Consider the following 21,755-nt stretch of genomic DNA (forward strand, 5'->3'; position numbering starts at 1 on the left):
CAAAAAGGCTGTGACGGGTCGATACACAGCCGTAATACTCCCGGAGAAGGGCGTCCTTTTTGGCCTATGTTGAACCGCCGGGAGCGCAAGCCTCGATGAACACGACGATCGCCGATCCCGCTCCGCTGCCAGCGGCCGAGGATCTTGCCGGACTGGAACCGATCCAGACGATCCGCCGCCGCTGGCCGATGCTGCTGGGCGCGGCGGTGTCGCTGCTGATGGTCGTGGGGCTCGCGCGCGAGCTGTTCGACAAGGGGCTGGCCGGCCTGTCCCAAGCTGCGCCGAACAGCTGGATCTTCTACCTCTTCTTCATCCTGTTCTACCTCGGCCCGCCGACCTTCGATTACATCATCTACCACCGGCTGTGGCGCATCCCGCTCAGCGGGATGGTCGCGCTGCACCGCAAGCGGATCGCGAACGAAGTCGTGCTCGGCTATTCGGGCGACGCCTATTTCTATGCCTGGGCACGGCAGCGCACCAAGATGGTCGCCGCTCCGTTCGGGGCGGTAAAGGACGTGACGATCCTGTCGGCGATTGCGGGCAACGGGATCACCCTCGCGATGCTGCTGCTCGTCCTGCCGCTGGCGAGCGGGTTGCTCACCCCGGCCCAGTTCAACACCGCGCTGGTGTCGATCGGGGTGATTCTGGCGATCTCGCTGCCCTTCCTGATCTTTTCCAAGCGCGTCTTCTCGCTCGAACGCGCGCAGCTCTGGTGGATTTTCGGGATGCACGCCCTGCGCATCCTGTTCGGGTCGGTGGTCATCGCCTGTGCATGGCATTTTGCAATGCCCGAAGTATCGCTGGCGATGTGGATGGGCCTTGCCGCGGCGCGGCTGCTCGTCTCGCGCCTGCCGCTAGTCCCCAACAAGGACCTGCTGTTCGCCAATTTTGCGATCATCCTGATCGGGCAGGGACAGGCATTGTCGGACATGCTCGCCTTTTCGGCGGCGCTGACGCTGCTTATTCATGTCGTGTTGATCGCGGGTTTTGCACTGTTGGACCTGATCAAGAAGGAGAGCTGACCATCGTGCGCCTGCTATTGCTGCCGATCATCCTGACCGCCGCGGTCGCGGCCACCCCCGCCGCTGCGCAGATCCTGACCGATGCCGACGCCGCCTGCACCCCGGGCAGCCCGGCGGTGCGCGTCAACGTCACCGGCCTCAAGGACCGTACCGGCCGGCTCAAGCTTGAACTCTATCCGGCGACCGAAGCGGACTTTCTCAAGGACGACACCAAGCTGCGCAACGAGGGCAAGTTCTTTGCCCGGATCTGGTCGACCCCGCCGCAGAGCGGGCCGGTGTCGCTGTGCATCCGCGCCCCGCGCCCCGGTCGCTATGCACTGCTGTTCACCCATGACCGCGACGGGAAGAACAAGTTCAATTTCTGGCGTGACGGCGCCGGTTTCGTCAAAAGCCGCAATCTCGGACGCAATCGCCCGAAGCTGGACGACGCGGTCATTACCGTCGGTCCGACCGGCACGACCGTGACGGTTCGCACCCAGTATCTGCGCGGCCTGTCCGGCTTTGCCCCGCACGCCGGCGACTGACCGCGCCCGATGCGGATCGTCGACGTCAACGAATATTATTCGCCGACCGGCGGCGGGGTCCGCACCTATCTGGACCGCAAGATGCGGATTCTGGCCGAACATGGCCATGAGCTGATCGTCATCGCCCCGTTCCATGAGGACCGGGTCGAGGATCGGCCCGATGGCGGCCGGATCCATTGGGTGAAATCGCCGCCGCTGATCCTCGACCGCAATTACTGGCTGTTCAACGATCCGGGGGCGGTTTGCCGGCTGCTCGACCGGATCGACCCGGATGTGGTCGAGAACAGCTCGCCCTGGCGCCCGGCCTGGTTCGTGGGCGATTGGCAGGGGCGCGCGCTCAAGGTCTTTTTCGCGCATAACGACAATATCGGCGCTTATGCCCAGCGCTGGCTGGAGGGCGTCGCCAGCGCCGAGCGGGTCGAACAGATGTTCGGCTGGTACACCCGCTACATGGACCGGTTCCTCGCGCGCTACGATGCGTTCGTCACCAACGGCCCGGCACTTGCCAAACGCTATCGCCGGCGCGGGACGCAGGTCGATGCGGCGATGCCGCTGGGGATCGATCGCACCCATTTCTCGCCCGACCTGCGCGATGAACGGCTGCGCGCGTCGATGCTCGCGCAGCTCGACCTGCCCCCGGAGGGACATCTGTTGATCGGCCTTGGCCGGCATCACAAGGAAAAGCGCTGGTCGATGGTCATCGACGCCGTTCAGGCTGCCGGGGCCGAGCGCCCGGTCGGGCTGATGCTGCTGGGCCAAGGACCGCAAAGCGTCGCGCTGGAACGACAGATCGGCGGGAACCGCCATATCCGCCTGTTCCGACCGGTCTATGACCGCGAACGCTTCAGTCGCATTCTCGCCAGCGCCGACGCGCTGATCCACGGATCGGATCAGGAGCCATTCGGTCTGGTGGCGTGCGAGGCGCTGGCGAGCGGCCTGCCGCTGATCGTGCCCGATGAGGGCGGGTGCGCCGAGGTGGCCGAGCCGGCCTTTGCCGAAACCTATGCCGCCCGCGATGCGCGCGCCTGTGCCGATGCGATCGGGCGCATGTTCAGCCGCGATCCGGTGACGCTGCGCGCCGCCACCCGCGCGGCAGCGGCGGCGGTGCTTTCCGACCGCGACCATGCCCTGGCGCTGGTGGACCTGTACGCCGACATGATCGCGCGGCGCGCGGCCGGTCAGCCGCTGGGCGCGGGCGGGACGTAAAGCCGCATCCGGGCGCTGTCGACCGGCACCTGTCGCCAGCCCGCATCCCGCGCCGCGCGTTCCATTGCAGCGTCCAGCGCGGCGTTGCCGGCGGTCCACCGCCCCTCCCCGCCGACCAGGATTGCCGCCGGGCGCATTGCCGGGTCGCGCAGGTGCTGCGCCAGCGTCGCCTGCGATACCAGCATAAAAGTGCGCTCCTCGGTCGGCGACAACAGGCCGGCGCTGCGGAAATAGAACGGGCCGGTCGCCCAGGCCGGATCGACCGGACGCCCGGTCGCAGGCAGGAACTGCGGCGCCAGCGTCGCCACCGGCCCGGTCACGCCCGCCCGGTCCATTGCTGCGCGCACGGCAGCACTTTCCCGCATCGCCTCCGCAATTGCCGGTCGACCGGCAATCAGGCTGTGCAGCGTCGGCGCCAGCCCCGCCACCGCGAATATCATCAGCGCGATCCGCCAAGGGCGACGCGGCGAATGCACCGTCCAGGACAGCGCCAGCAGGACGAACAGCGGCGGCAGCGCCGGCAACAGATATTGCCGCCAGACCGGCGTCGGCGCCGCCGCTGCGACCAACCCCGCAGCAAGGAACAGAGCAGCGATTCGCGCGCCCGCCCCGGACGGTCGCCGCCAAACGACCCATAACAGCGCCGGCAAGGCGCCGCCCAGCGCGAGAAACTTGACCAGATCGACCAGCTTGATGAGCGCGGACAATTTGTCGGCGCGGCCCAGCGCGCGATAATATTCGGCCGGCGCTTCGATCGGGAAGCGGATGACGTCGAACCAGAAGGCATGCGGCGCCGATGCGGCGATACCGGCGACCAGCGCACAGGCCGGCAACGCCCCGGCGAGCAGCGCGACCGGGCGGTGCCGCCGGTCGATCAGGGCATAAAGGCCATAGGCCGCAGCCGGGAGCGCATAGGAAACCTTGGCGGCAGCGGCGCCGGCGAGCACGAGTCCGGCGAACAGGCTGATGATCGCCGAACCGCCCGTGCGCGCGGTATGGACCGCCGCGAGCAGACCTGCCGCGAGCAGGCAAGCGGGCAGCGCATCGTTCCGCGCGGTCGAAACGCTGAACAGGAAGATGTCGGTCGCCGCGAGCAGGGCGGTGGCGACCAGCGCGGGTCGTGCCCCCGCCCCCGCCGCGCGCATCGTCGCATGGCACAGCGCGAGCATCCCGGCGCCGAGCGCGGCGTTGAGCAGGCGCGTCGCGGGCCAGCCATAATCCCCGGCAAGCGCCACCGGCGGCGCGAACAGCAGCGGCTGGAGCGGCGTCTGCAGATAGGCGAAGTCGCGGATGGGCAGTCCGGTCCAGCCCAGCATCGCGGCCGCGACATACTGGCTTTCGTCATGGTCGATCGGCCGGATCAGTGCGAGCAGTCCCAGCACCACCGCCGCGACCATGGCGACACGCAGTGCAGGGCGGGTCGCCGCGGACAGGACTGGGTTACGCATCAACGCCTCCGGACACCGCGCACGCCCCGCTGTACGGACGTCATCCGCTTCCGGCAATGTGCGCTGTCCGCCAAGTGTCACGAACCAGCCACATGGCCGCGCCAAGGACGAAACGATCAGGGAGACACGCCATGACGTTTCGCATCGACCGCCGCGCACTCATCCTTACCGGCACGCTTGGCCTTGGCGCCTATGCCGTTCCCGGTTTCGCCGCACAGGCGCCGAACTGGCCGGCCGCGGGCTTCACCCACAATGTCGCGAGCGGCGAACCGTCGGCGACATCGATGCTGTTGTGGACCCGCTATGTCGCCAATGGCGATTCGGCGAAGCTGCGGGTCGAGGTGTCGGCCAGCGCCGATTTCGCCCGGATCGTGGCGGGCGGCGAGACGATCACCGGCCCGTGGCGCGACTGGACCGGCAAGATCACGGTCACCGGCCTTCAGCCCGGCACGCGCTATTTCTACCGCTTCGTGGCCCCGGACGGCAGCTTTTCCCCGGTCGGTCGGACCAAGACCCTGCCGCTGGGCAGCGCGGCGCGGTTCGGCATCGCGGTCTTTTCCTGCTCCAACCTGCCCTATGGCTATTTCAACGCCTATGGCCATGCTGCGGCGCGGGAGGACATCGATCTGGCCGTCCATCTCGGCGACTATATCTACGAATATCAGAAGGGTGGGTACGCGCCCGCAACGGGCGCCGTCGGCGACCGCTGGCCGCTGCCCGAGGGCGAGATCATCCATCTTGCCGATTATCGCCTGCGCTATGCCAGCTATCGCGCCGACCCCGACCTTGCCGCGCTGCACGCCGCCAAGCCGATGATCGTGTCCTGGGACGATCATGAATCGACCAACGACAGCTGGGAAGGCGGCGCGCAGAATCATCAGGCGAATGAGGGCGACTGGAGCATCCGCAAGGCGGCCGCGTTCCAGGCCTGGCGCGAATGGATGCCGGTGTCGGACGAACCGTGGAAGGCCTATGCCATCGGTTCGCTTGCCACCCTGTTCCGCACCGAAACCCGCCTGATCGGTCGTACCAAGCCGCGCGAGGCCGCCGCGCTGATCATGGCGCCCGACTCCGCCGCCGCCATCGCCGCGTTCCGCGACGGCCCGTGGCAGGACAAGGCGATGACGATGATGGGCTGGGAGCAGGAAGCCTGGCTCGCCGCCGAGATGGCGCGCTCGGTCAAGGCCGGCACGCGCTGGCAGATGGTCGGCTTCGGCACGATCATGGGCAAGACGATGACGCCGCGCCAGGCGACCGAATGGCTCGCCCCCGACGCGCCCGAGCGCGCCAAGCGCTATGTCCAGGCGGGTGTCGCGCTCAGTGCCGCCGGGCTGCCGATGAATTTCGACAATTGGGGTGGCTATCCGGCCGCGCGCGCGCGTTTCCTGTCCTCGGCGCAGGCGATGGGCGCGAACCTGGTCGTGCTGGCCGGGGACAGTCACAATGCCTGGGCCTATGATCTGGCGCAGGACGGCAAGCCCGCCGGGGTCGAATTCGCCGGCCAGTCGGTCAGCTCGCCGGGCTATGAAGGCTCGATCAAGATCGATCCCAAGGTCGTCGCCCGCGCGCTGGTCGAGGGCAATCCCGAGCTGAAATGGTGCGACACGTCGAACCGCGGCTACATGGCGGTGACGGTTACGCCCGACAGCGTCCGCAACGACTGGCTGTTCGTCGACACCGTGCTGACGCCGAACAAGGCGGCACGGATCGGGCATAGCGCGACGGTGATGCGCGGGCGGAATGTGATGGCGTGAAGAGTTCTTGCCCTCTCCCCTTGATAGGGGAGAGGGTTACCGCAGCTTGGCAGCTTGCTGCCTAGCGCAGGTTGGGAGAGGGGTAGAGCGGAGCTTTGCTCCGCGCGGCTACTGCGTAGCCGCCCACCCCTCTCCCAGCTCCGACTAAGGCCTTGCTTCGCAAGGCCAAGTCTACGCGTCCCTCTCCCCTCCTGCGGAGGGGCGAGGAAGAAACTGTCACCCCTCCAGGCTCTTGCTCACCTGCTCGGTCATGTCCTTGCTCAGCCCCGGCTGGGCGAGGATGCGTTCGAGTTCGGCGCGCATCTTCGCGGCGCGTGCCGCGTCGAAGCGCCGCCAGCGGCCGAGCGGCGGAACCAGCTTCGCCGCGGTCTGCGGATTGAGCTTGTCGAGCGCGATCAGCTGATCGGCCACGAAGCGGTAACCGCCGCCATCGACGCCATGAAAGGCGCGCTGGTTGACCGCGAACGCGCCCACCAGTGCGCGCGCGCGGTTGGGGTTGGCGAGGGTGAAGTCGGGGTGCTGCGCCAGTTCCTGCACCGCTGCCAGCGTGTCGGGTCGGGTCGACAGCGCCTGGGTCTGGAACCATTTGTCGAGCACGAGGCTGTTGTCGCTGTAGCGGTGATAGAAGATGTCGAGCGCCGCGACGCGCCGCGCATCGGCGGCTTCGGACGCGAGGTTGGCGAGCGCCATCAGCCCGCCCTGGCGATCGGTCATGTTGTCCGCCGCCTCGAACTGCGCGAAGGCCAGTTCCGGCCCGTCCGCCGCGCCGCTGGCGTTGATATAGCCGAGTGCGACCGACTTGATCCGCCGCGCGCCCTTCCCCGACGGGGAATATTCGAAGCGGTTGGCGCGGACGCTGTCGTACAGCCCGCGCCATTCCGCTTCGAGCGCGCGGCCGAGGTCGCGGCGCAGCGCCTCGCGCTTCTGGAAGATCAGTTCAGGATCGACCACGGCGAGCTGGTCGCCGATGAAGCTGTCCGATGGCAGCAGCACCGCTTCGGCGACAAAGGCCGGGTCGAGCGCCGGATCGGCCAGCGTGTTCGCCACCGCCGCAATCACCGGGCCATGGTCGACATGGCCCCGGGTCACCGCGCCGACCAGCGTGTCGAGCATCAGCTGCTGCATCGCCTCGTACCGCGCGAACGGGTCGTCGTCATGCGCCGAAAGAAAGGCAAGGTCAGCGGCACTGCGGTTGGTGTTGACGATGACGGGTGCGGAAAAGCCGCGATTGACCGACAGCACCGGGCGCTCGGTAACCCCGTCGAACTGAATCTCCGTCTCCTGCTCGGCCAGCAGGACCAGCTGTTCGGGCATCAACGCGGTCGCGGTGTCCGCCCCGAACAGCTTGATCCGCAGCGGCAGGAGCATCGGCGCCTTGTGCGGCTGGCCGGGCGTGGCCGGAACATCCTGCCGCAGCGTCAGCATGGCGCGGCCCCCGCCGGGCTCATGCGTCAGCGTCGCCGACACGCGCGGCGTGCCGGCTTGCGAATACCACAGGCGGAACTGGGTCAGGTCGACCCCGCTCGCCTCCTCCATGCACGCGACGAAATCCTCGCACGTCGCCGCCGTGCCGTCGAACCGCTCGAAATAGAGGTCGCTGCCCGCACGGAACTTCTGTGGGCCGAGGATCGTGGCGATCATGCGGATCACCTCGGCGCCCTTGTTGTAGATGGTCGCCGTGTAGAAGTTGCTGATCTCGATATAGTCATCCGGGCGGACGGGATGCGCGAGCGGCCCCGCATCCTCCGGGAACTGCGCCGCGCGCAGGCCGCGAACGTCCTCGATCCGCTTGACCGCAGCCGAGCCCTGATCGGCCGAGAAACACTGGTCGCGATAGACGGTGAAGCCTTCCTTGAGGCTCAGCTGGAACCAGTCGCGGCAGGTGACGCGATTGCCCGACCAGTTGTGGAAATATTCGTGCGCGACCACGGCGGCGACCGCGTCATAGTCATAGTCGGTCGCGGTATCGGGGTCGGCGAGGATGTAGCGGCTGTTGAAGATGTTCAGCCCCTTATTCTCCATCGCGCCGAAGTTGAAATCATCCACGGCGACGATGTTGAACACGTCGAGGTCATATTCGCGGCCATAGACGCGCTCGTCCCATGCCATGCTGAGCTTCAGCGCGTGGAGCGCATGATCGGTCTTGCTCAGATCCTTCTGACGCACCCAGATGGCGAGCTGCACCTCCCGCCCGCTGGCGGTAGTGAAGGTGGCGCGGTTGGCGGCGAGATCGCCGGCGACCAGCGCGAACAGATAGCTCGGCTTGGGGAACGGGTCGTGCCATTCGGCCCAGTGCCTGCCGTCCGCGCCGTCGCCCTGTGCCACCGGGTCGCCATTGGCGAGCAGCACCGGGTAGCGCGCCTTGTCCGCCGTCATCCGCACGCGATAGCGCGACAGCACATCGGGCCGGTCGGGGAAGAAGGTGATGCGGCGGAACCCCTCCGCCTCGCACTGGGTGCACAGATTGCCGCCCGAGGCATAGAGCCCCATCAGCTGGCTGTTGCGATCGGGAACGATCTCGACCTCGGTCTCAATCCTGTGCGCATCGCCGTTCAGGTCGATCACCAGCGTCGGGCCGTCCATGCGCCACGCCGCTTCCCCGCCATCGACCCGCACCGCGAGCGGGGTCAGCCCGTCGCCGTCGAGCCGCAGCGGGCGATCATGCGCGCCGTTGCGCGTCACCGACAGGCACGCGCGCACGCGGGTGCCGCCCGGCGCCAGGTCGAAATCGAGATCGATGTCCGGCACCAGCCAGTCGGGCTGCGCATAGTCCGCGCGGCGGATCACACTGGGTTGCAGGGCGGGCGTAGCGTCGAGTGCGTCGATCATCTGTGGGCCTTTACGCGCGAGCGGGGGGTGCCGCACGCGAAGAAATTCGATTGCGGTGTATCGCCGAGATGCTACGCCTCACCCCCTCTTTGGTTCAAACGAAAGTTCGGCACCTTGTCCAAGTTCCGCCTGCTGCATTCGACGCTCGCTCTTTCGCTGCTCCTCGCGCCGCCCGCCGCGCTGGCGCAGAACGCCCCGGCCCCTGCCCCGGCAGGTCCCAGCGCCGAGGATATCGCCCGGGTCAACGCGCCGCTGCCGCCCGCCGAAGCGGCGATGAAGGCGCATGTCATCTTCCTCGCATCGGACGCGATGAAGGGCCGCGATGCCGGATCGCCCGAATATGACATCGCTGCGGAATATGTGGCCTCGCAATATTATGCGGCGGGTCTGCGTCCCGCCGGCGACAATGGCAGCTATCTCCAGATGGTGCCGCTGCTGAGCTTCCGCCCGGCGGACAAGGGCACGCTGACCGTCACGCGTCGCGGTACGCCGGTAACGCTTGAGTTCGGCAAGGACTATATTCCCGGCAGCGATCCCGAAAAGCTGAGCACGCTGGTCGATGCCGGCGTGGTGTTCGCCGGATACGGCATCGTCGCGCCGCAATATCAGCGCGACGATTACAAGGGCGTCGATGTGAAGGGCAAGATCGTCGCGATCTTCGCTGGCGCACCCGGCAGCTTCGATGGCGAGGAGCGCGCGCATTTCGGCAACAATGCCAACAAGGCGGTGATCGCGGCCAAGAAGGGCGCGGCCGGGGTCATCCTGATCGAAACGCCGGGATCGCCCCGCCCCTTTGCCCGTCAGGTCGATTTCTGGAACGATTGGCGCATGACCTGGGCGGATGCGCAGGGCAACGGCCATCTGCCCGCCAAGGGTACGCCGACGCTGGCGTCGCTCAGCACCGCCGGCGCGGCCAAGCTGTTCGGCGACGACAAGGGCTGGGCCGCCGCGACCAAGGCGGTGGCGGACGGCAAGCCGCAGCTGAAGCCATTTGCCGCACGCGCGACGCTCGCCGCCGCGCTCAAGACCGAGCGCAAGATGGTCAAGAGCCCGAATGTGGCGGGGATCATCCCCGGCAGCGACCCCAAGCTGAAGGACGAGGTGGTCGTGCTGACCGCGCATCTCGACCATGTCGGCGTCGGCCGCCCCGATGCGAAGGGCGACACCATCTATAATGGCGCAATGGACAATGCGATGGGCATCGCGTCGCTGATCGAGGAAGCCAAGCGCTTCCAGGCATCGGGCAAGCCGCCGCGCCGTTCGGTGATGTTCCTGGCCGTCACGGCCGAGGAAAAGGGGCTGATCGGCGCGGATTATTTCGCGCACAACCCGACCGTGGCGAAGGACAAGATCGTCGCCAACGTCAATCTCGACATGCCGGTGATCACGTACAAGTTCGAGGACATGATCGCCTTCGGCGCAGCGCGTTCGACGCTTGGCGACATCGTCGCCCGCGCCACCGCGACAGTCGGCGTCGGCGTCGGCACCGATCCGATGCCGGAACAGGGCTTCTTCGTGCGTTCCGACCATTATCGCTTTGTCCAGCAGGGGATCCCGTCGGTGTTCCTGTGGCCGGGCATGGCGGGCGTTGGCCGCGAGGCGTTCGACCGCTTCCTGGCGAGCCGCTATCACCGCGCATCGGACGAGATCACCAACCCCGAAATCCTGTGGGACCAGGGCGTTCGCTTCATCGAGGCGAATTACGTCATCGCGCGCGAAATCGCCGATGCCGACCAGCGCCCGGCGTGGAAGAAGGGCGATTTCTTCGGGACGCTGTACAACGGCTATGGCGCGAAGTGAGCTGAACCGGATCGGGGAGGCGTGATGCGCCTCCTCATCTTTGGCCTCGGTTACAGCGCGCGCCACATCGTCGCGGCATTGCCCACCGCGCGCGTCAGGGCGACGGGCAGCGCGGGCAACCTCGCCTTTGACGATGGCGACCGGGTGCGGTTCGAGATCGCGCAGGCCACGCATATCCTGTCCTCGGTCCCGCCGGGTGAGGCCGATCCGGTGCTGGCGACCTATGGCACGGCGCTGGCAGCGAGCGAGGCATGGCTCGGCTATCTCTCCTCGACCGGCGTTTATGGCGACGCACAGGGCGCTTGGGTCGACGAGAGCGCACCGACCGGCCACGGGCGGCGCACAGCCCGTGCGGCAGCGGACTCGGCATGGCTGGACCTGGGTGCGCGGGTGTTTCGCCTGCCCGGCATTTATGGTCCGGGCCGCTCGCCGCTCGATCGCATCGGCGCGGGCGAAGCGCGCCGGATCGACGTGCCGGGACAGGTGTTCAGCCGGATCCATGTGACCGATCTGGCCGCCGGGGTCATTGCCGGGTTCGATGCGCCTGCGGGCGCGTACAACCTCGCAGACAACGAACCCGCGCCGCAATCGGACGTGATCGCTTTTGGATGCCGGTTGCTCGGCCTGCCGGTCCCGCCCCTCGTCCCGCTGGCCGAAGCGCAGCTGTCACCCCAGGCCCGCGCCTTCTATGCCGAGAACCGCCGGGTTGCGAACGGCAAGGCAAAGCGCGTGCTGAACTGGCGGCCGCGCTTTCCCGATTACCGCGCCGGCCTGCGCGCCTTGAGCGCCACGACCAGCCCGATCCCCGCCAGCGCTGCCCCGGCCCCCGCCAGCAGCGACCAGCGATAACCTTCGAACAGGGTCGAGAGCAGCATCGCGATCACCGGGATCAGCACGCTCGAATAGGCCGCCTTGGCCGGGCCGATCACGCGGATGATCCCGAAATAGAGCGGGAATGCCACGGCCGACGCAACGATGCCGAGATACAGCACGCCCGCGATATAGGTTGCGGTCCATTCAAATACCGGTGGCCCGGTGGTGATCCAGGCGAAGGCGCCGTCCATGCCTGCACCGAGCAACATTGCCCAGGCGATCATCGTTGCCATCGGATAGCGTTTCGACGTTTCGGTCGCCTGCATGATATTGGCGACCGACGCGCACATCACGCCAAGCAGCGTGATGCCGATCCCGTAATAGACCTGGCCGGCGCCCTGCGGATCGCGGCGGATTTCATGGACGAACAACAGCGCCACCCCCGCCATCGCCACCAGCGATCCGACCAGCAACTGCCGTCCCATGCGCTGGCCGAGAAAGATGCGCGACAATATCGCGTTGGGCACCAGCAGCAGCGCGAACACCACCGCGACCAGCCCCGACGTCACGTAAAGCTCGGCGCGATAGACGAAGTTGAAGTTGAGCACGAACTGCATCAGCCCGAGCAGTGCCGCGAAGATCATCCCGCGCCGGTCGAGCCACAAGGGCTGACGCGACCATGCCGCCCAGGCCAGCATGGCAACGCCGCCGACAAGAAAGCGATAGGTCACCGACCAGGTCGGCGGGACCGTACCGAGCTGGCCGGTGATCACCAGCCAGGTTGATCCCCAGATCAGCGTGACGATGCCGAACGGGATCAGCACCGCGAGCCTGGTCGAGTTGGGCCGAGGGGCCGCTGGCGTGCCCTCGCTCACAGCGCGGCGAGCGCGTCGGCGAGCGGCGCGACCGCCGCGTCGTCCTGATCCCACGCAACCACGAACCGGGCCTCACCCGGTCCCCAATCGTAGAAATCGAAGCCCTGGGCGCGCAACGCGGCAGCCTCAGCGGCGGACAGCCGGACGAACATCTCGTTCGCTTCGACCGGGTGAACCAGACGATGCGGTGCCGCCCGTGCCAGAGCCGCGGCCCCGGCATTGGCGGCGCGCGCGTTGCGGAGCCAGACCGAGTCGTCGAGCATCGCCAGCAATTGCGCGGCAAGATAGCGGCCCTTCGACTGAAGATGCCCGGCGCGCTTGCGGCGGATGCGGGTAGCGGCAGCCAGGTCCGGACGGAAGAACAGCAATGCCTCGGCGCTCATGCCGCCATTCTTGACGCAGCCGAAGCTGAGCGCATCGACCCCGGCGCGCCAGGTCACGTCCGCTGGATCGCAGCCGACATGCGCCACCGCATTGGCAAAGCGGGCACCGTCCATGTGCAGCCCAAGCCCGCGGGCGCGGGCCAGCGCGCCGATCGCAGCAACCTCGTCCGGGGTGTAGGCGAGGCCATATTCGGTCGCATTGGTGATCGAAATGGCGTGCGGCTGAACCTGGTGCACATCGGGGCGGATCGCGTCGATGACCGCGAGCACTGCATCAGGCGTCAGCTTGGCCCCAGCACCCTCGGCGAGCAGCAGCTTGGCGCCATGCGTGTAGAATTCGGGCGCGCCCGCTTCGTCCATCTGGATATGCGCCTCGCGATGGCAGACGATCCCGCCATGGGGCGGACAGAGCGCAGCAAGGGCGAGACAATTGGCCGCAGTGCCGGTCGGCACCCAGAGCGCGGCAACATCGGTCCCGAATAGCTCGGAAAAGCGGGCGTCGAGCGCGGTGCTCCAGCGGTCGCCATCATAGGCGGTGTCCTGGACGTTGGCTGCGGTCAGCGCCGCGAGAACCTCGGGACAGGCGGGGGCGGCGTTGTCGGAGAAGAAGCGCATGGCGGCCCAGATGCGCCGCCACGCGATCCCGGTCAATCAGCCCGTTGGATCATCCGTTGACGATGATCCCGCCATTGGGATGCAGCACCTGCCCCGACATGTAGCTCGCATCCTCGCAGGCAAGGAACAGGAAGGCGGGGGCGACCTCGTTCGGCTGGCCCGGACGACCCATCGGCGTGCCCTCGCCGAAATGCTCCAGCTTTTCGGGCGTGGCGCCGCCGCAGGGGTTGAGCGGGGTCCAGATCGGGCCGGGCGCGACCGCGTTGACGCGAATGCCCTGTCCGATCAGATTTTCCGAGAGCGAGCGCGTGAAGGCGGTGATCGCGCCCTTGGTGCTCGAATAATCGAGCAGTTCGGCCGAGCCCTGATACATCGTCACGGATGTACAATTGACGATCGCAGCACCCGATTGCAGGTGTGGAATTGCCGCCTGTACCAAATAGAACATGCCGAAGATGTTGGTCTGAAAGGTACGTAGCAACTGCTCTTCGGTAATGTCGCGAATGTCCTTGTCGGGGTGCTGTTCGCCGGCATTGTTGATGAGGACATCGAGCCTTCCGAATGCCGCGATCGTCTGCGCGACCGCGCGGTCGCACATTTTCTTTGATCCGACATCGGCCTTGATCAGGATCGCGCGGCGCCCCTCGGCCTCGACGATGCGCTTCGTCTCTTCGGCATCGGCGTCTTCGAGCAGATAAAGGATGGCGATGTCGGCGCCTTCGCGCGCGAACAGCGCCGCGACCGCGCGACCGATGCCGCTGTCAGCGCCGGTGATCAGCGCGACCTTGCCCTCGAGCCGGCCCGAGCCGGGATAGCGCGGCTGCCATTCGGGGCTGGGGTCGAGCGTCCGCTCCTCACCCGGCAGCGCATCTTCGTGAATCATTTCAGCGGTGTCGGTCATGCTGCGCTCCATCTGACCCCCGCCCGGCGTACCAACCAGATCGCGGCGAAGGGGTTCCGCGCAACCGGGCCACATGATGTTCGTTACGGACGGATGAGCGACGCGCCCGCCCCCTCTCATCCCGACGGCATCGTCCCGGCGCATGCCGATCCGGCGACCGGGTCCGGGCGCGGGCGGCGGCGCTGGCTGGCGCTGATCCTGCTGAGCGCGCTGATGCTTGCGGCGCTGGCGGGACTGTTCGGCGGGGGCAAGGCGCGGTCGGTTACCATCGCAAGCGATGCCGCCATGCTGGACGTCCATACCCCGCGCGTCATCCGCAACGGGATGTTTTTCGAAACCCGGATCCGCGTCACCGCGCGCGCACCGATCGAAAAGGCGGTGATCGCTGTCGACGCAACATTGTGGCGCGACATGACGATCAACACGATGATCCCCGCGCCGAGCGAAGAGTCGTTCACGGACGGCGCGTTCCGCTTCGACTATGGCCCGCTAAAGCCGGGCGAAACACTCGACATCAAGATCGACGGGCAGATCAATCCGCCGCTGTTCGCAGGAACCCAGGGCAAGATCGCGCTGCTGGACGGCGAGCGCGAACGCGCGGCGGTTCCGCTCACGATCATGGTGCTGCCCTGATGGATATCGTGATCCGCGCCAGCGTGATGTTCGCGATCCTGTTCGGGCTGTTACGTCTGATGGGCAAGCGCGAGTTGGGACAGATGACGCCGTTCGAACTGGTGATGCTGGTCGTGCTCGGCGACCTGATCCAGCAGGGGATCACGCATAATGATTTCAGCCTGACCGGGGCGACGCTGGCAATCGCGACCTTTGCCTTTTGGGCGAGCGTGCTCGGCTGGGTCAGCTATCGCTGGCTACGTGCGGAGCGGGCGATCGAGGGCGAACCGCGCGTGCTGATCCGCGACGGGGCGCTGATCGCGGCCAATTTGAAGCGCGACCGGCTGACGCGGCGCGAAGTGGAATCCGAGATGCGGTTGGCGGGCATTGCCCATGTCCGTGATGTTGCCTGGGCGATCCTGGAGCCCGAGGGGCGGATCAGCTTCATCAGGCGCGGGGACGGCGAGCCCGCACAGGCAGAGGATGCGCGGCCCGCGTGAAGCGGGGGCGCACCCCGCCGGTCAGGCGATGAAGCCTGCCGACTGGGGTGCGATGGTGGTGGCGACCATGGCGGCGGTGAGGCCGAGCGACACGAGCGCGACGAAGAGCTGACGAACCATGTGAGATCTCCCTGAGTGAATGTGGCGGATCAGGCGACCGGGCCAAGGCTGACGGTGTTGGCGACCATCATCAGGGTGAAGGCAGCAGCGCCGACCAGAGCGACGGCGGAGCGGGCGAAGCTTTCGAAACGAAGTGCCATGATTAGTTCCCTCTTTCATCTGCCGGTGGATCATTCCGCCGGGATGCCAGAAGGATTGCAGAGACCGTGCCAGTTTCCACAAGTCCCTGATTTACAGGGATTTAGAATAATATTGCCGAGGATATTGGTGCGTTTTACCGGACCAGTTGGTGAAATTTACGAACTTTCAGCCACCGATGATCCGATTCCGTCCGGCATGTTTTGCATCGTAAAGCTTGCCATCGGCGCGTTCGAACGCGCTGGCCAGCGGCTCGCCGATATGGACGCGCGTAAGCCCCGCCGAGAAGGTGATTTCTCCGATCGGCTGATCGGATTCGCGCAGGCGATAGCGCTTTGACGCGACCGAGGCGCGCGCGGTTTCCATGATGTCGCGCGCCTTGGCGATACCGATGCCGGAAAAGAGCACGACAAATTCCTCGCCGCCGTGCCGCGCGACGAGATGCCCGGTGCAGCATTCGGTCAGTGCCTGCGCGATGGTGCGCAGCACGCGATCGCCGACCGCATGGCCGAACCGGTCATTGACCGATTTGAAGTGATCGACATCGCACACCGCGATGCACAACCGGGCGCCCGAGGCCTGTTGCGCGCTGAACGCTTCCTCGAACGCGCGGCGATTGGGCAATTGCGTCAGCGCGTCGCGGCGCGCGGTATCGCGCTCTTCCTCGAGCGCGCTGCGCAGTTCGCTGGCTTCACGCGTCACGCTTTCAAGCTGCGATTCGGCGCGGTGCACGCGTTCGAGCATCGCCCCGGTGATCCGGGCGACCTCATCGAGCGCGCCCCCTTCCGGACCGCCGCTGGAGCGACGAATCGCGTCGGCGCTGGCGGCGAGGTCGCGACCGAACCCGGCGGTTTCGTCGCGCATCGCCTGAACCATGTCCTGGAACCCGGCGACCTGGAGCTTGGTCTTGGCAACCAGCCCTTCGACATTGTCGCGCGCCTTGGTCGCTGCCGGATCGGGTGCGGTGCAGCCAAGCGTTTCGATATCGCGCTGAGTCAGCCGCACCCCGCCCTCGGTCAGCGCCTCCACCGCCTGCGCCAACGGGCCGGCGGGGTCGTGCAGCAAGTGCCAGGCAAAGGCGAAATTGGCGGGGCTGGGCTCCAGCCGCTGGTCGAAGAGAAACGCGCCGATGCGCTCATAGAGCTGCCGCGCCGGGTCATCCGCACTGTTTGTACGCGACACCCTCGCCAGCCTCACCACGTCTTCCTCCGATGCCCGGAGGCGCGTACCCTCGACGCGCCCATCCCTTCGCCACCGGAGCTAGCCCGAAACTGCTAATATCCGGTGAAACGAACGGCGGGAGCGGGAGCGCTCAGCGCTTGCGCGCAGCGCGCCAGCGCTGAACCGCTGCAAGCGTGTTGCGGACATGATCGGCCGGGCTCAAATCGCTGTGAACATAGACGATTTTGCCATCCGGCGCGATCACGTAGCTGGTCCGGTTGGTCGCGTCGCGCCCCTGAATCTGGCGCCCGAGCGCGACGTCATAGCCACGGATCACCGCCGGGCTTGCGCTCGCCACCGCGAATTTGCCGGCGCAATCCTTGGCCGAAAACTCGCGCAGCTTGTCGACCGGGTCGGCCGACATGCCGATCACGGTCGCGCCGGCCGCCTTGAAATCGTCGATCGCGGCGGCAAAGGCGGCGGCTTCGGCGCTGCACCCGGCCGTGAAGGCCGCCGGGAAGAAATACAGCACGACCGGTCCCTTTTTGAGCTGCTGCGACAGTTGGACCGTGAAATCGCGGCCTGCGATCGCACCCTGCGCCTTGAAGTCGGGCGCCTTGGCGCCGGGCGCCAGTGCCGCGGTGGCAGGGAGCGTCAGGGGCAGGATCAGGGCAGCCAGGGCGAGCTTCAGGCGCATGGGTCTCTCCTCGATGTTCAGGTCACCGGATCAGGGCAATGCCGATCCGGACATGATTGTCCCGGCGGCGATAGGCATCCAGTGCTTCGCCATAGCCTGTAAAGCCCTGCGCGAAGAGATAGAAGCCAAGATCGTTCTGCACCCGCACCAGCGGATAGGAGGCAAACAGCTCCGCTGCGCCGCGCCCGCTGTCGGGATTGCCGCGCAGCGTCACGGCCAGCTTGACGCTGTCGGTGCGGGCCAGCGTCAGCCCGAGCGACAAATTGCCCCAATAGCGGTCGAGGTCGGGCGCAACGCCCTGCTTGCCGACATAGACCCACGCCTGTGGCGTGGCGTCGAGCTGCCAGTCGTCGCCGAGATCGAAGCGCTTGGTGGCGCGCAGGAAAATGCGGTTGGAATCGATCGAGGTCGCCGGCCCCTCACCATTCGAATCATGGCGCCAGCCGAGCGCGAGCACGGCCGATGGATCGACGCGGCGCTCGGCATAGATTTCCGGCGAGTAAGTGGTGTGGGCGAAGGGACCGGATGGCAGATCGAGTCGCCAGAACATCGTCTGGGTATAGGCAAAGCGCAGCTGCCCGAGCGCGCCGTCCCCGGCGATCGGCTGAAACGCGAAGCTCAGCTGGAGCTTGCCCCCCGCATCACCGAGACCGAAGGCGCCATAGACCGGCTCGTGCGGGCTGAAGCGATCGAGAAAGCCGGCCGCAGCGCCGCCCGCTCCGCTACGTTCCTGTTCCCCCGCTTCGGGCGGGGCAGCGGCCGGCGCGGCCGGGCCGCCGTCACGCCACGGCGCACCGACGCTGTCGGCCAGCGCGGTGCCCGACGCGGGCGGCGGTGCCGGGCGCGCGGCATAGCCGGTCGGCACATAGCGCGCCTTGGCAAAGCCGCCGGGCGCAATCGTCGCCGCCGGCGCCGGGAGCCGTTCGAGAACCAGCCGGGTGCCGTCGGCGGCGGTGACTTCGATCACGCGCGGCCCCTCGGCCGCGACCGCCACCGCGCCTTCGTTGATCAGGATCACTTCGACCCCGCGCAGCGCATCGCGTTCGGACGCCGGCTGCGTCGGAACCGCGCGCAGCTGCGCCAGCGCAGGGCTTGCGAACAGCGCGAGCGGGAGCAGGATCAGGCAGCGCATGCGCGGTCGATGCCAGCCGATGATGACATTGGCGAGTCCCAAATCATCCGGCGCCGCCCGGCCTCAGCCTTCGCGAAAGGCATAACGCAGCTGATCGGTCAGCGGCTTGAGCAGGTAGGACAGCATCGAGCGGCTGCCCGTGGTCACGAACACTTCGGCCGGCATCCCCGCCTTGAGCGCGATCTGCGGGTTGCGGGCGAGCGCGTCGGGGTCGATCCGCACCCGGATGCGGTAATAGGACTGGCCGGTTCGCTCCTCGCGCGTGAGTTCGGGGGACACGAAGCTGACCGCGCCCGGAATGTCGGGCGTTGCCTCGCGGTTCAGCCCCGAAAAGACGATGCGCGCATCCTGGCCGGTACGCACCTGGTCGACATCCTGCGGGCGGATCCGCGCCTCGATCACCAGCGTGTCGCGGTCGGGGACGATCTGAAGGATCGCCTGCGCAGCCGGGATCGCGCTGCCCGGCGTGGTGAAGGCGATCTTGTCGACCGTGCCGGATTGCGGCGCACGCACCTCGCTGCGGGTGACCGCATCGCTCGCGCTGGCGACGCGGACCTGCTGGTCGTTGATCTGGGCAACCACGCCGGCCAGTTCGGTGGCGGCATCGCTGCGCCGGGTCTTGGTGACGTTGAGAATCTGTTCGCGCGTCTCCGATATGCGGGCCTGCGCCTGGGCGATGTTCGAGTCGAGTGCCGCCTTGCTGCCTTCGAGCTGCACCGCGGCGCGCTCGGCACTGTTGAGACGGTTGATCGTCACCAGCTGCTTTTCGTGCAACCGGCGGAGCCCGTCGAGTTCGGGCTGGATCAGCACCAGCTGGCGCTCGACCGCCGCAATCTGATCGCGATAGCCGCGAATTTCGCTGTCGAGCTGGGCAAGCCGCTGGCGGAGCAGGTCGAGCGTGCCGGTGGTTTCGGCGCGGCGCAGCGCGAACAGATTCTGTTCGCGCGCGACCAGGTCGCGCACGCGCGCGTCGCTGCTGGCGGCGAGTTCGGGCGGGACCGCCATGCGCGTGGCACTGTCCCGCTCGGCCTCGAGCCGGGCGCGGCGCAGCAGCAGCTGTTCCAGCCCCTGCGCCGCCGACTGGGATCCGACCGCAGTGACGCTGGTGTCGAGCCGCAGCAACAGCGCGCCGGCACGCACCCGGTCGCCGTTGCGGACCTGCAGGTCGCGCAGCACGCCGCCGGTCGGGTGGCTGATCACACGCACCTGCGATGCGACCGCCACTTCACCAAGGCCGATCACGGCGCCGCCAATCTGCAGGACCGCGGCCAGGCCGAAGATTCCGAACAGCAACAGCGCGATCAGCGCAAAGGCGCGCCGGGTGCGGTGACGCAGCCGGTCTTCGGCCGCATCGGGCGCCGCATCCGGCTGCACCGCCGGGTCGATCGTCACCGGGGCGTTCATGGCGTCCCCCCGCGCTGCGGCAGCACCGCGACATTCGCGCCATCCGCGGGCGCGCGCGGACGCGTCACCTTGGCCAGCACCTCGTCGCGCGGGCCGAACGCCTGGATCGTCCCGCTGCGCACGAACATGGCAAGATCGACTGCGGCGAGGATTGAGGGGCGATGCGCGACCATCAGCACGATGCCGCCCCGCGCGCGCACCTGTTGCACCGCGCGGATCAGCGCCACTTCGCCGTCATGATCGAGGTTGGAATTGGGTTCGTCGAGAACGACAAGGAACGGGTCGCGATACAGCGCGCGGGCGAGCGCGATCCGCTGCCGCTGACCGGCGGAGAGCTGGCTGCCATCCTCCCCGACCTCGAGGTCATAGCCGCCGGGCAGCGCGAGGATGAGGTCGTGAACCCCCGCCGCGCGCGCTGCGCCAAGGATCAGATCGGCCGGCGCATCGGGTTCGAACCGGGCGATATTCTGCGCGATCGTTCCCGCGAACAGCTCGACTGACTGCGGCAGATAGCCGATCTGTGTGCCGAGCTGGTCGGGATCCCATTGGTCGATCGTGGCGCCATCGAGCCGCACACTGCCGCGCACCGGGCGCCACGCGCCGACCAGCCCGCGCACCAGCGAGGATTTGCCTGACCCGCTCGGCCCGAGGATGCCGACCGCCTGCCCGGCGGCGACCCGAAACTGCGCGTCGACCAGCGACGGACGCGTGCTCGACGGCGGCGCCAGGGTCAGCCCTTCGACCGACAGCGTGGCGCGGGGCGCGGGCAATGCGGTCCGCGCGGGGTCGGCAGGGGGAAGCTGCTGCAACAGCGCGGCGAGGCGCGACCAGCTCTGGCGCGCCGTCACGAACCCGCGCCAATTGGCGATCGCCTGGTCCACCGGCGCGAGCGCGCGTCCGGCCAGGATCGAGCTGGCGAAGATGATCCCCGCCGTCGCCTTGCCGTCGATCACCAGGATTGCGCCGACGGTCAGCACCGCCGACTGGAGGAACATGCGCAGCACCTTGCTGATGCCGCTCAGCGTTGCGGTGGCATCGGTCAGGGTCGCCTGTTCGGCGAGGAACAGCCGATGGGCGCCGCGCCAGCGGTCGACCATCCGCTGACGCATGCCCAGCGCCGCGATCAGCTCGGCATGGCGCCAGCGCCGGTCGCCGAGCATCCGCCGCCGCGCCGCGGCTTCGTTGACCGCGCCGACATGGCGGGCATTGACGCGCTCGGCGACCAGCGTCAGCCCGGCCAGCACCAGCATGCCGGCCAGGGTGACTACCCCCAGCCAATAATGGACCAGCGTCAGGATCAGCAGGAAAAACAAGATCCAGGGCAGGTCGATCAGCGCGGGCGGGCCGGCGCCGGCGATGAAGCTGCGCAACTGATCGAGGTCGCGGGTCGGGCTGACCAGTTCACGCGCATCGGGACGTTCGAGCGCGACGCGCGCCTCGATCCGCTGGACCCGATCGGTGAGGCTGTGGTCGAGCGCGGCAGCGACGTCGCCGAGCATGCGCGAGCGCATCACGTCGAACGCGCCGTAAAAGGCAAAGGCGACGATCACCATCAGGAACAGGCTGAACAGCGTCGCCTGCGCCTGCCCCGGCAGTACCCGGTCATAGACCAGCATCAGATAGATCGATCCGGTCAGCATCAGGATGTTGACCATCGCGCTGAGCGCCGCGATGCCGATCAGGCCACCGCGGACACGATGCAGGGCGTCGCGCAATTCCGATTCACCCTGCCTGCTGCGCAACCCGATCATTTCGCCCTGCTAATCCCGATCCCGAGCAGGCACGCTACAGGCGAACGCGGCGGCGCGCCATGCCCGTTGC

The 21,755-nt window shown here is 67.5% G+C and carries 18 protein-coding genes; 8 read left to right on the top strand and 10 right to left on the bottom strand.

Annotation, left to right across the window (positions count from 1 at the left end; translation table 11 throughout):
• The first annotated feature begins 95 nt into the window (after positions 1–95).
• Genes J2Y54_RS09085 through J2Y54_RS09095 form a run of 3 tightly spaced genes read left to right on the top strand, consistent with a single transcriptional unit; the run spans position 96 to position 2,752 of the window.
• On the top strand, positions 96–1,022 hold the full coding sequence (locus J2Y54_RS09085) for a hypothetical protein (protein ID WP_310038919.1): 927 nt from the start codon (positions 96–98) through the stop codon (positions 1,020–1,022).
• Positions 1,019–1,546 (top strand): DUF2141 domain-containing protein, encoded by a 528-nt coding sequence (locus J2Y54_RS09090; RefSeq protein ID WP_405052926.1) that lies wholly within the window; start codon positions 1,019–1,021, stop codon positions 1,544–1,546. Before J2Y54_RS09085 ends, J2Y54_RS09090 begins: the two co-directional genes overlap by 4 nt.
• A 9-nt stretch (positions 1,547–1,555) precedes the next feature.
• Positions 1,556–2,752, top strand: a complete 1,197-nt coding sequence (locus tag J2Y54_RS09095; RefSeq protein WP_310038920.1) for a glycosyltransferase — start codon at positions 1,556–1,558, stop codon at positions 2,750–2,752.
• On the opposite strand, the gene J2Y54_RS09100 is transcribed toward J2Y54_RS09095, so the two are convergent.
• Entirely contained in the window at positions 2,725–4,200 is a 1,476-nt protein-coding gene (locus J2Y54_RS09100; protein WP_310038922.1) for a DUF2029 domain-containing protein, read from the bottom strand. The two genes, J2Y54_RS09095 and J2Y54_RS09100, sit on opposite strands and share 28 nt — an antisense overlap.
• Before the next feature lie 131 nt (positions 4,201–4,331).
• Here J2Y54_RS09100 and J2Y54_RS09105 point away from each other — a divergent pair, with 131 nt between their 5' ends.
• Positions 4,332–5,954 (top strand): alkaline phosphatase D family protein, encoded by a 1,623-nt coding sequence (locus J2Y54_RS09105; RefSeq protein ID WP_310038924.1) that lies wholly within the window; start codon positions 4,332–4,334, stop codon positions 5,952–5,954.
• A 216-nt stretch (positions 5,955–6,170) separates the two neighbouring features.
• Here J2Y54_RS09105 and pepN read toward each other — a convergent pair whose 3' ends face one another.
• Positions 6,171–8,783, bottom strand: coding sequence for an aminopeptidase N (gene pepN / locus J2Y54_RS09110; protein WP_310038926.1), 2,613 nt, complete (start codon positions 8,781–8,783; stop codon positions 6,171–6,173).
• Between the two features lie 114 nt (positions 8,784–8,897).
• On the opposite strand from pepN, the gene J2Y54_RS09115 reads away from it, so the two are divergent.
• Both J2Y54_RS09115 and J2Y54_RS09120 read left to right on the top strand, forming a co-directional pair.
• Complete coding sequence (locus J2Y54_RS09115; protein WP_310038928.1) at positions 8,898–10,583, top strand: M28 family metallopeptidase; 1,686 nt, start codon at positions 8,898–8,900, stop codon at positions 10,581–10,583.
• A 24-nt stretch (positions 10,584–10,607) separates the two neighbouring features.
• The gene (locus J2Y54_RS09120) at positions 10,608–11,432 is read left to right on the top strand and encodes an NAD(P)-dependent oxidoreductase (protein ID WP_310038929.1); all 825 of its coding nucleotides are present in this window, start codon (positions 10,608–10,610) and stop codon (positions 11,430–11,432) included.
• Here J2Y54_RS09120 and J2Y54_RS09125 read toward each other — a convergent pair.
• The 3 genes from J2Y54_RS09125 to J2Y54_RS09135 are packed head-to-tail and all read right to left on the bottom strand — an operon-like array spanning position 11,342 to position 14,170.
• Positions 11,342–12,271, bottom strand: coding sequence for an EamA family transporter (locus J2Y54_RS09125; protein ID WP_337847987.1), 930 nt, complete (start codon positions 12,269–12,271; stop codon positions 11,342–11,344). The two genes, J2Y54_RS09120 and J2Y54_RS09125, sit on opposite strands and share 91 nt — an antisense overlap.
• On the bottom strand, positions 12,268–13,269 hold the full coding sequence (locus tag J2Y54_RS09130; protein WP_310038933.1) for a beta-eliminating lyase-related protein: 1,002 nt from the start codon (positions 13,267–13,269) through the stop codon (positions 12,268–12,270). Before J2Y54_RS09130 ends, J2Y54_RS09125 begins: the two co-directional genes overlap by 4 nt.
• Positions 13,270–13,318: 49 nt before the next feature.
• Positions 13,319–14,170: an SDR family oxidoreductase gene (locus J2Y54_RS09135; RefSeq protein ID WP_310038934.1), complete on the bottom strand. Its 852-nt coding sequence runs from the start codon at positions 14,168–14,170 to the stop codon at positions 13,319–13,321.
• Between J2Y54_RS09135 and J2Y54_RS09140 the strand changes: the two genes are divergently transcribed.
• Positions 14,144–14,803 (top strand): hypothetical protein, encoded by a 660-nt coding sequence (locus tag J2Y54_RS09140; protein ID WP_310038935.1) that lies wholly within the window; start codon positions 14,144–14,146, stop codon positions 14,801–14,803. The two genes, J2Y54_RS09135 and J2Y54_RS09140, sit on opposite strands and share 27 nt — an antisense overlap.
• Complete coding sequence (locus J2Y54_RS09145) at positions 14,803–15,282, top strand: DUF421 domain-containing protein (RefSeq protein ID WP_310038936.1); 480 nt, start codon at positions 14,803–14,805, stop codon at positions 15,280–15,282. Before J2Y54_RS09140 ends, J2Y54_RS09145 begins: the two co-directional genes overlap by 1 nt.
• 426 nt (positions 15,283–15,708) lie before the next feature.
• On the opposite strand, the gene J2Y54_RS09150 is transcribed toward J2Y54_RS09145, so the two are convergent.
• The 5 genes from J2Y54_RS09150 to J2Y54_RS09170 form a co-directional block, all read right to left on the bottom strand.
• Positions 15,709–16,722: a GGDEF domain-containing protein gene (locus J2Y54_RS09150; RefSeq protein ID WP_310038938.1), complete on the bottom strand. Its 1,014-nt coding sequence runs from the start codon at positions 16,720–16,722 to the stop codon at positions 15,709–15,711.
• A 130-nt stretch (positions 16,723–16,852) separates the two neighbouring features.
• Positions 16,853–17,398, bottom strand: coding sequence for a redoxin domain-containing protein (locus tag J2Y54_RS09155; RefSeq protein WP_310038940.1), 546 nt, complete (start codon positions 17,396–17,398; stop codon positions 16,853–16,855).
• A 22-nt stretch (positions 17,399–17,420) separates the two neighbouring features.
• On the bottom strand, positions 17,421–18,530 hold the full coding sequence (locus J2Y54_RS09160) for a phospholipase A (protein WP_310038941.1): 1,110 nt from the start codon (positions 18,528–18,530) through the stop codon (positions 17,421–17,423).
• Between the two features lie 63 nt (positions 18,531–18,593).
• Positions 18,594–19,934 (bottom strand): HlyD family type I secretion periplasmic adaptor subunit, encoded by a 1,341-nt coding sequence (locus J2Y54_RS09165; RefSeq protein ID WP_310038942.1) that lies wholly within the window; start codon positions 19,932–19,934, stop codon positions 18,594–18,596.
• A complete protein-coding gene (locus tag J2Y54_RS09170) occupies positions 19,931–21,649 on the bottom strand; it encodes a type I secretion system permease/ATPase (protein ID WP_310038943.1) in 1,719 nt (572 codons plus the stop codon). Before J2Y54_RS09170 ends, J2Y54_RS09165 begins: the two co-directional genes overlap by 4 nt.
• Positions 21,650–21,755: the final 106 nt, after the last annotated feature.

Origin of the sequence: Sphingomonas sp. BE123 (assembly GCF_031456015.1) — a bacterium.
Classification (GTDB): domain Bacteria; phylum Pseudomonadota; class Alphaproteobacteria; order Sphingomonadales; family Sphingomonadaceae; genus Sphingomonas.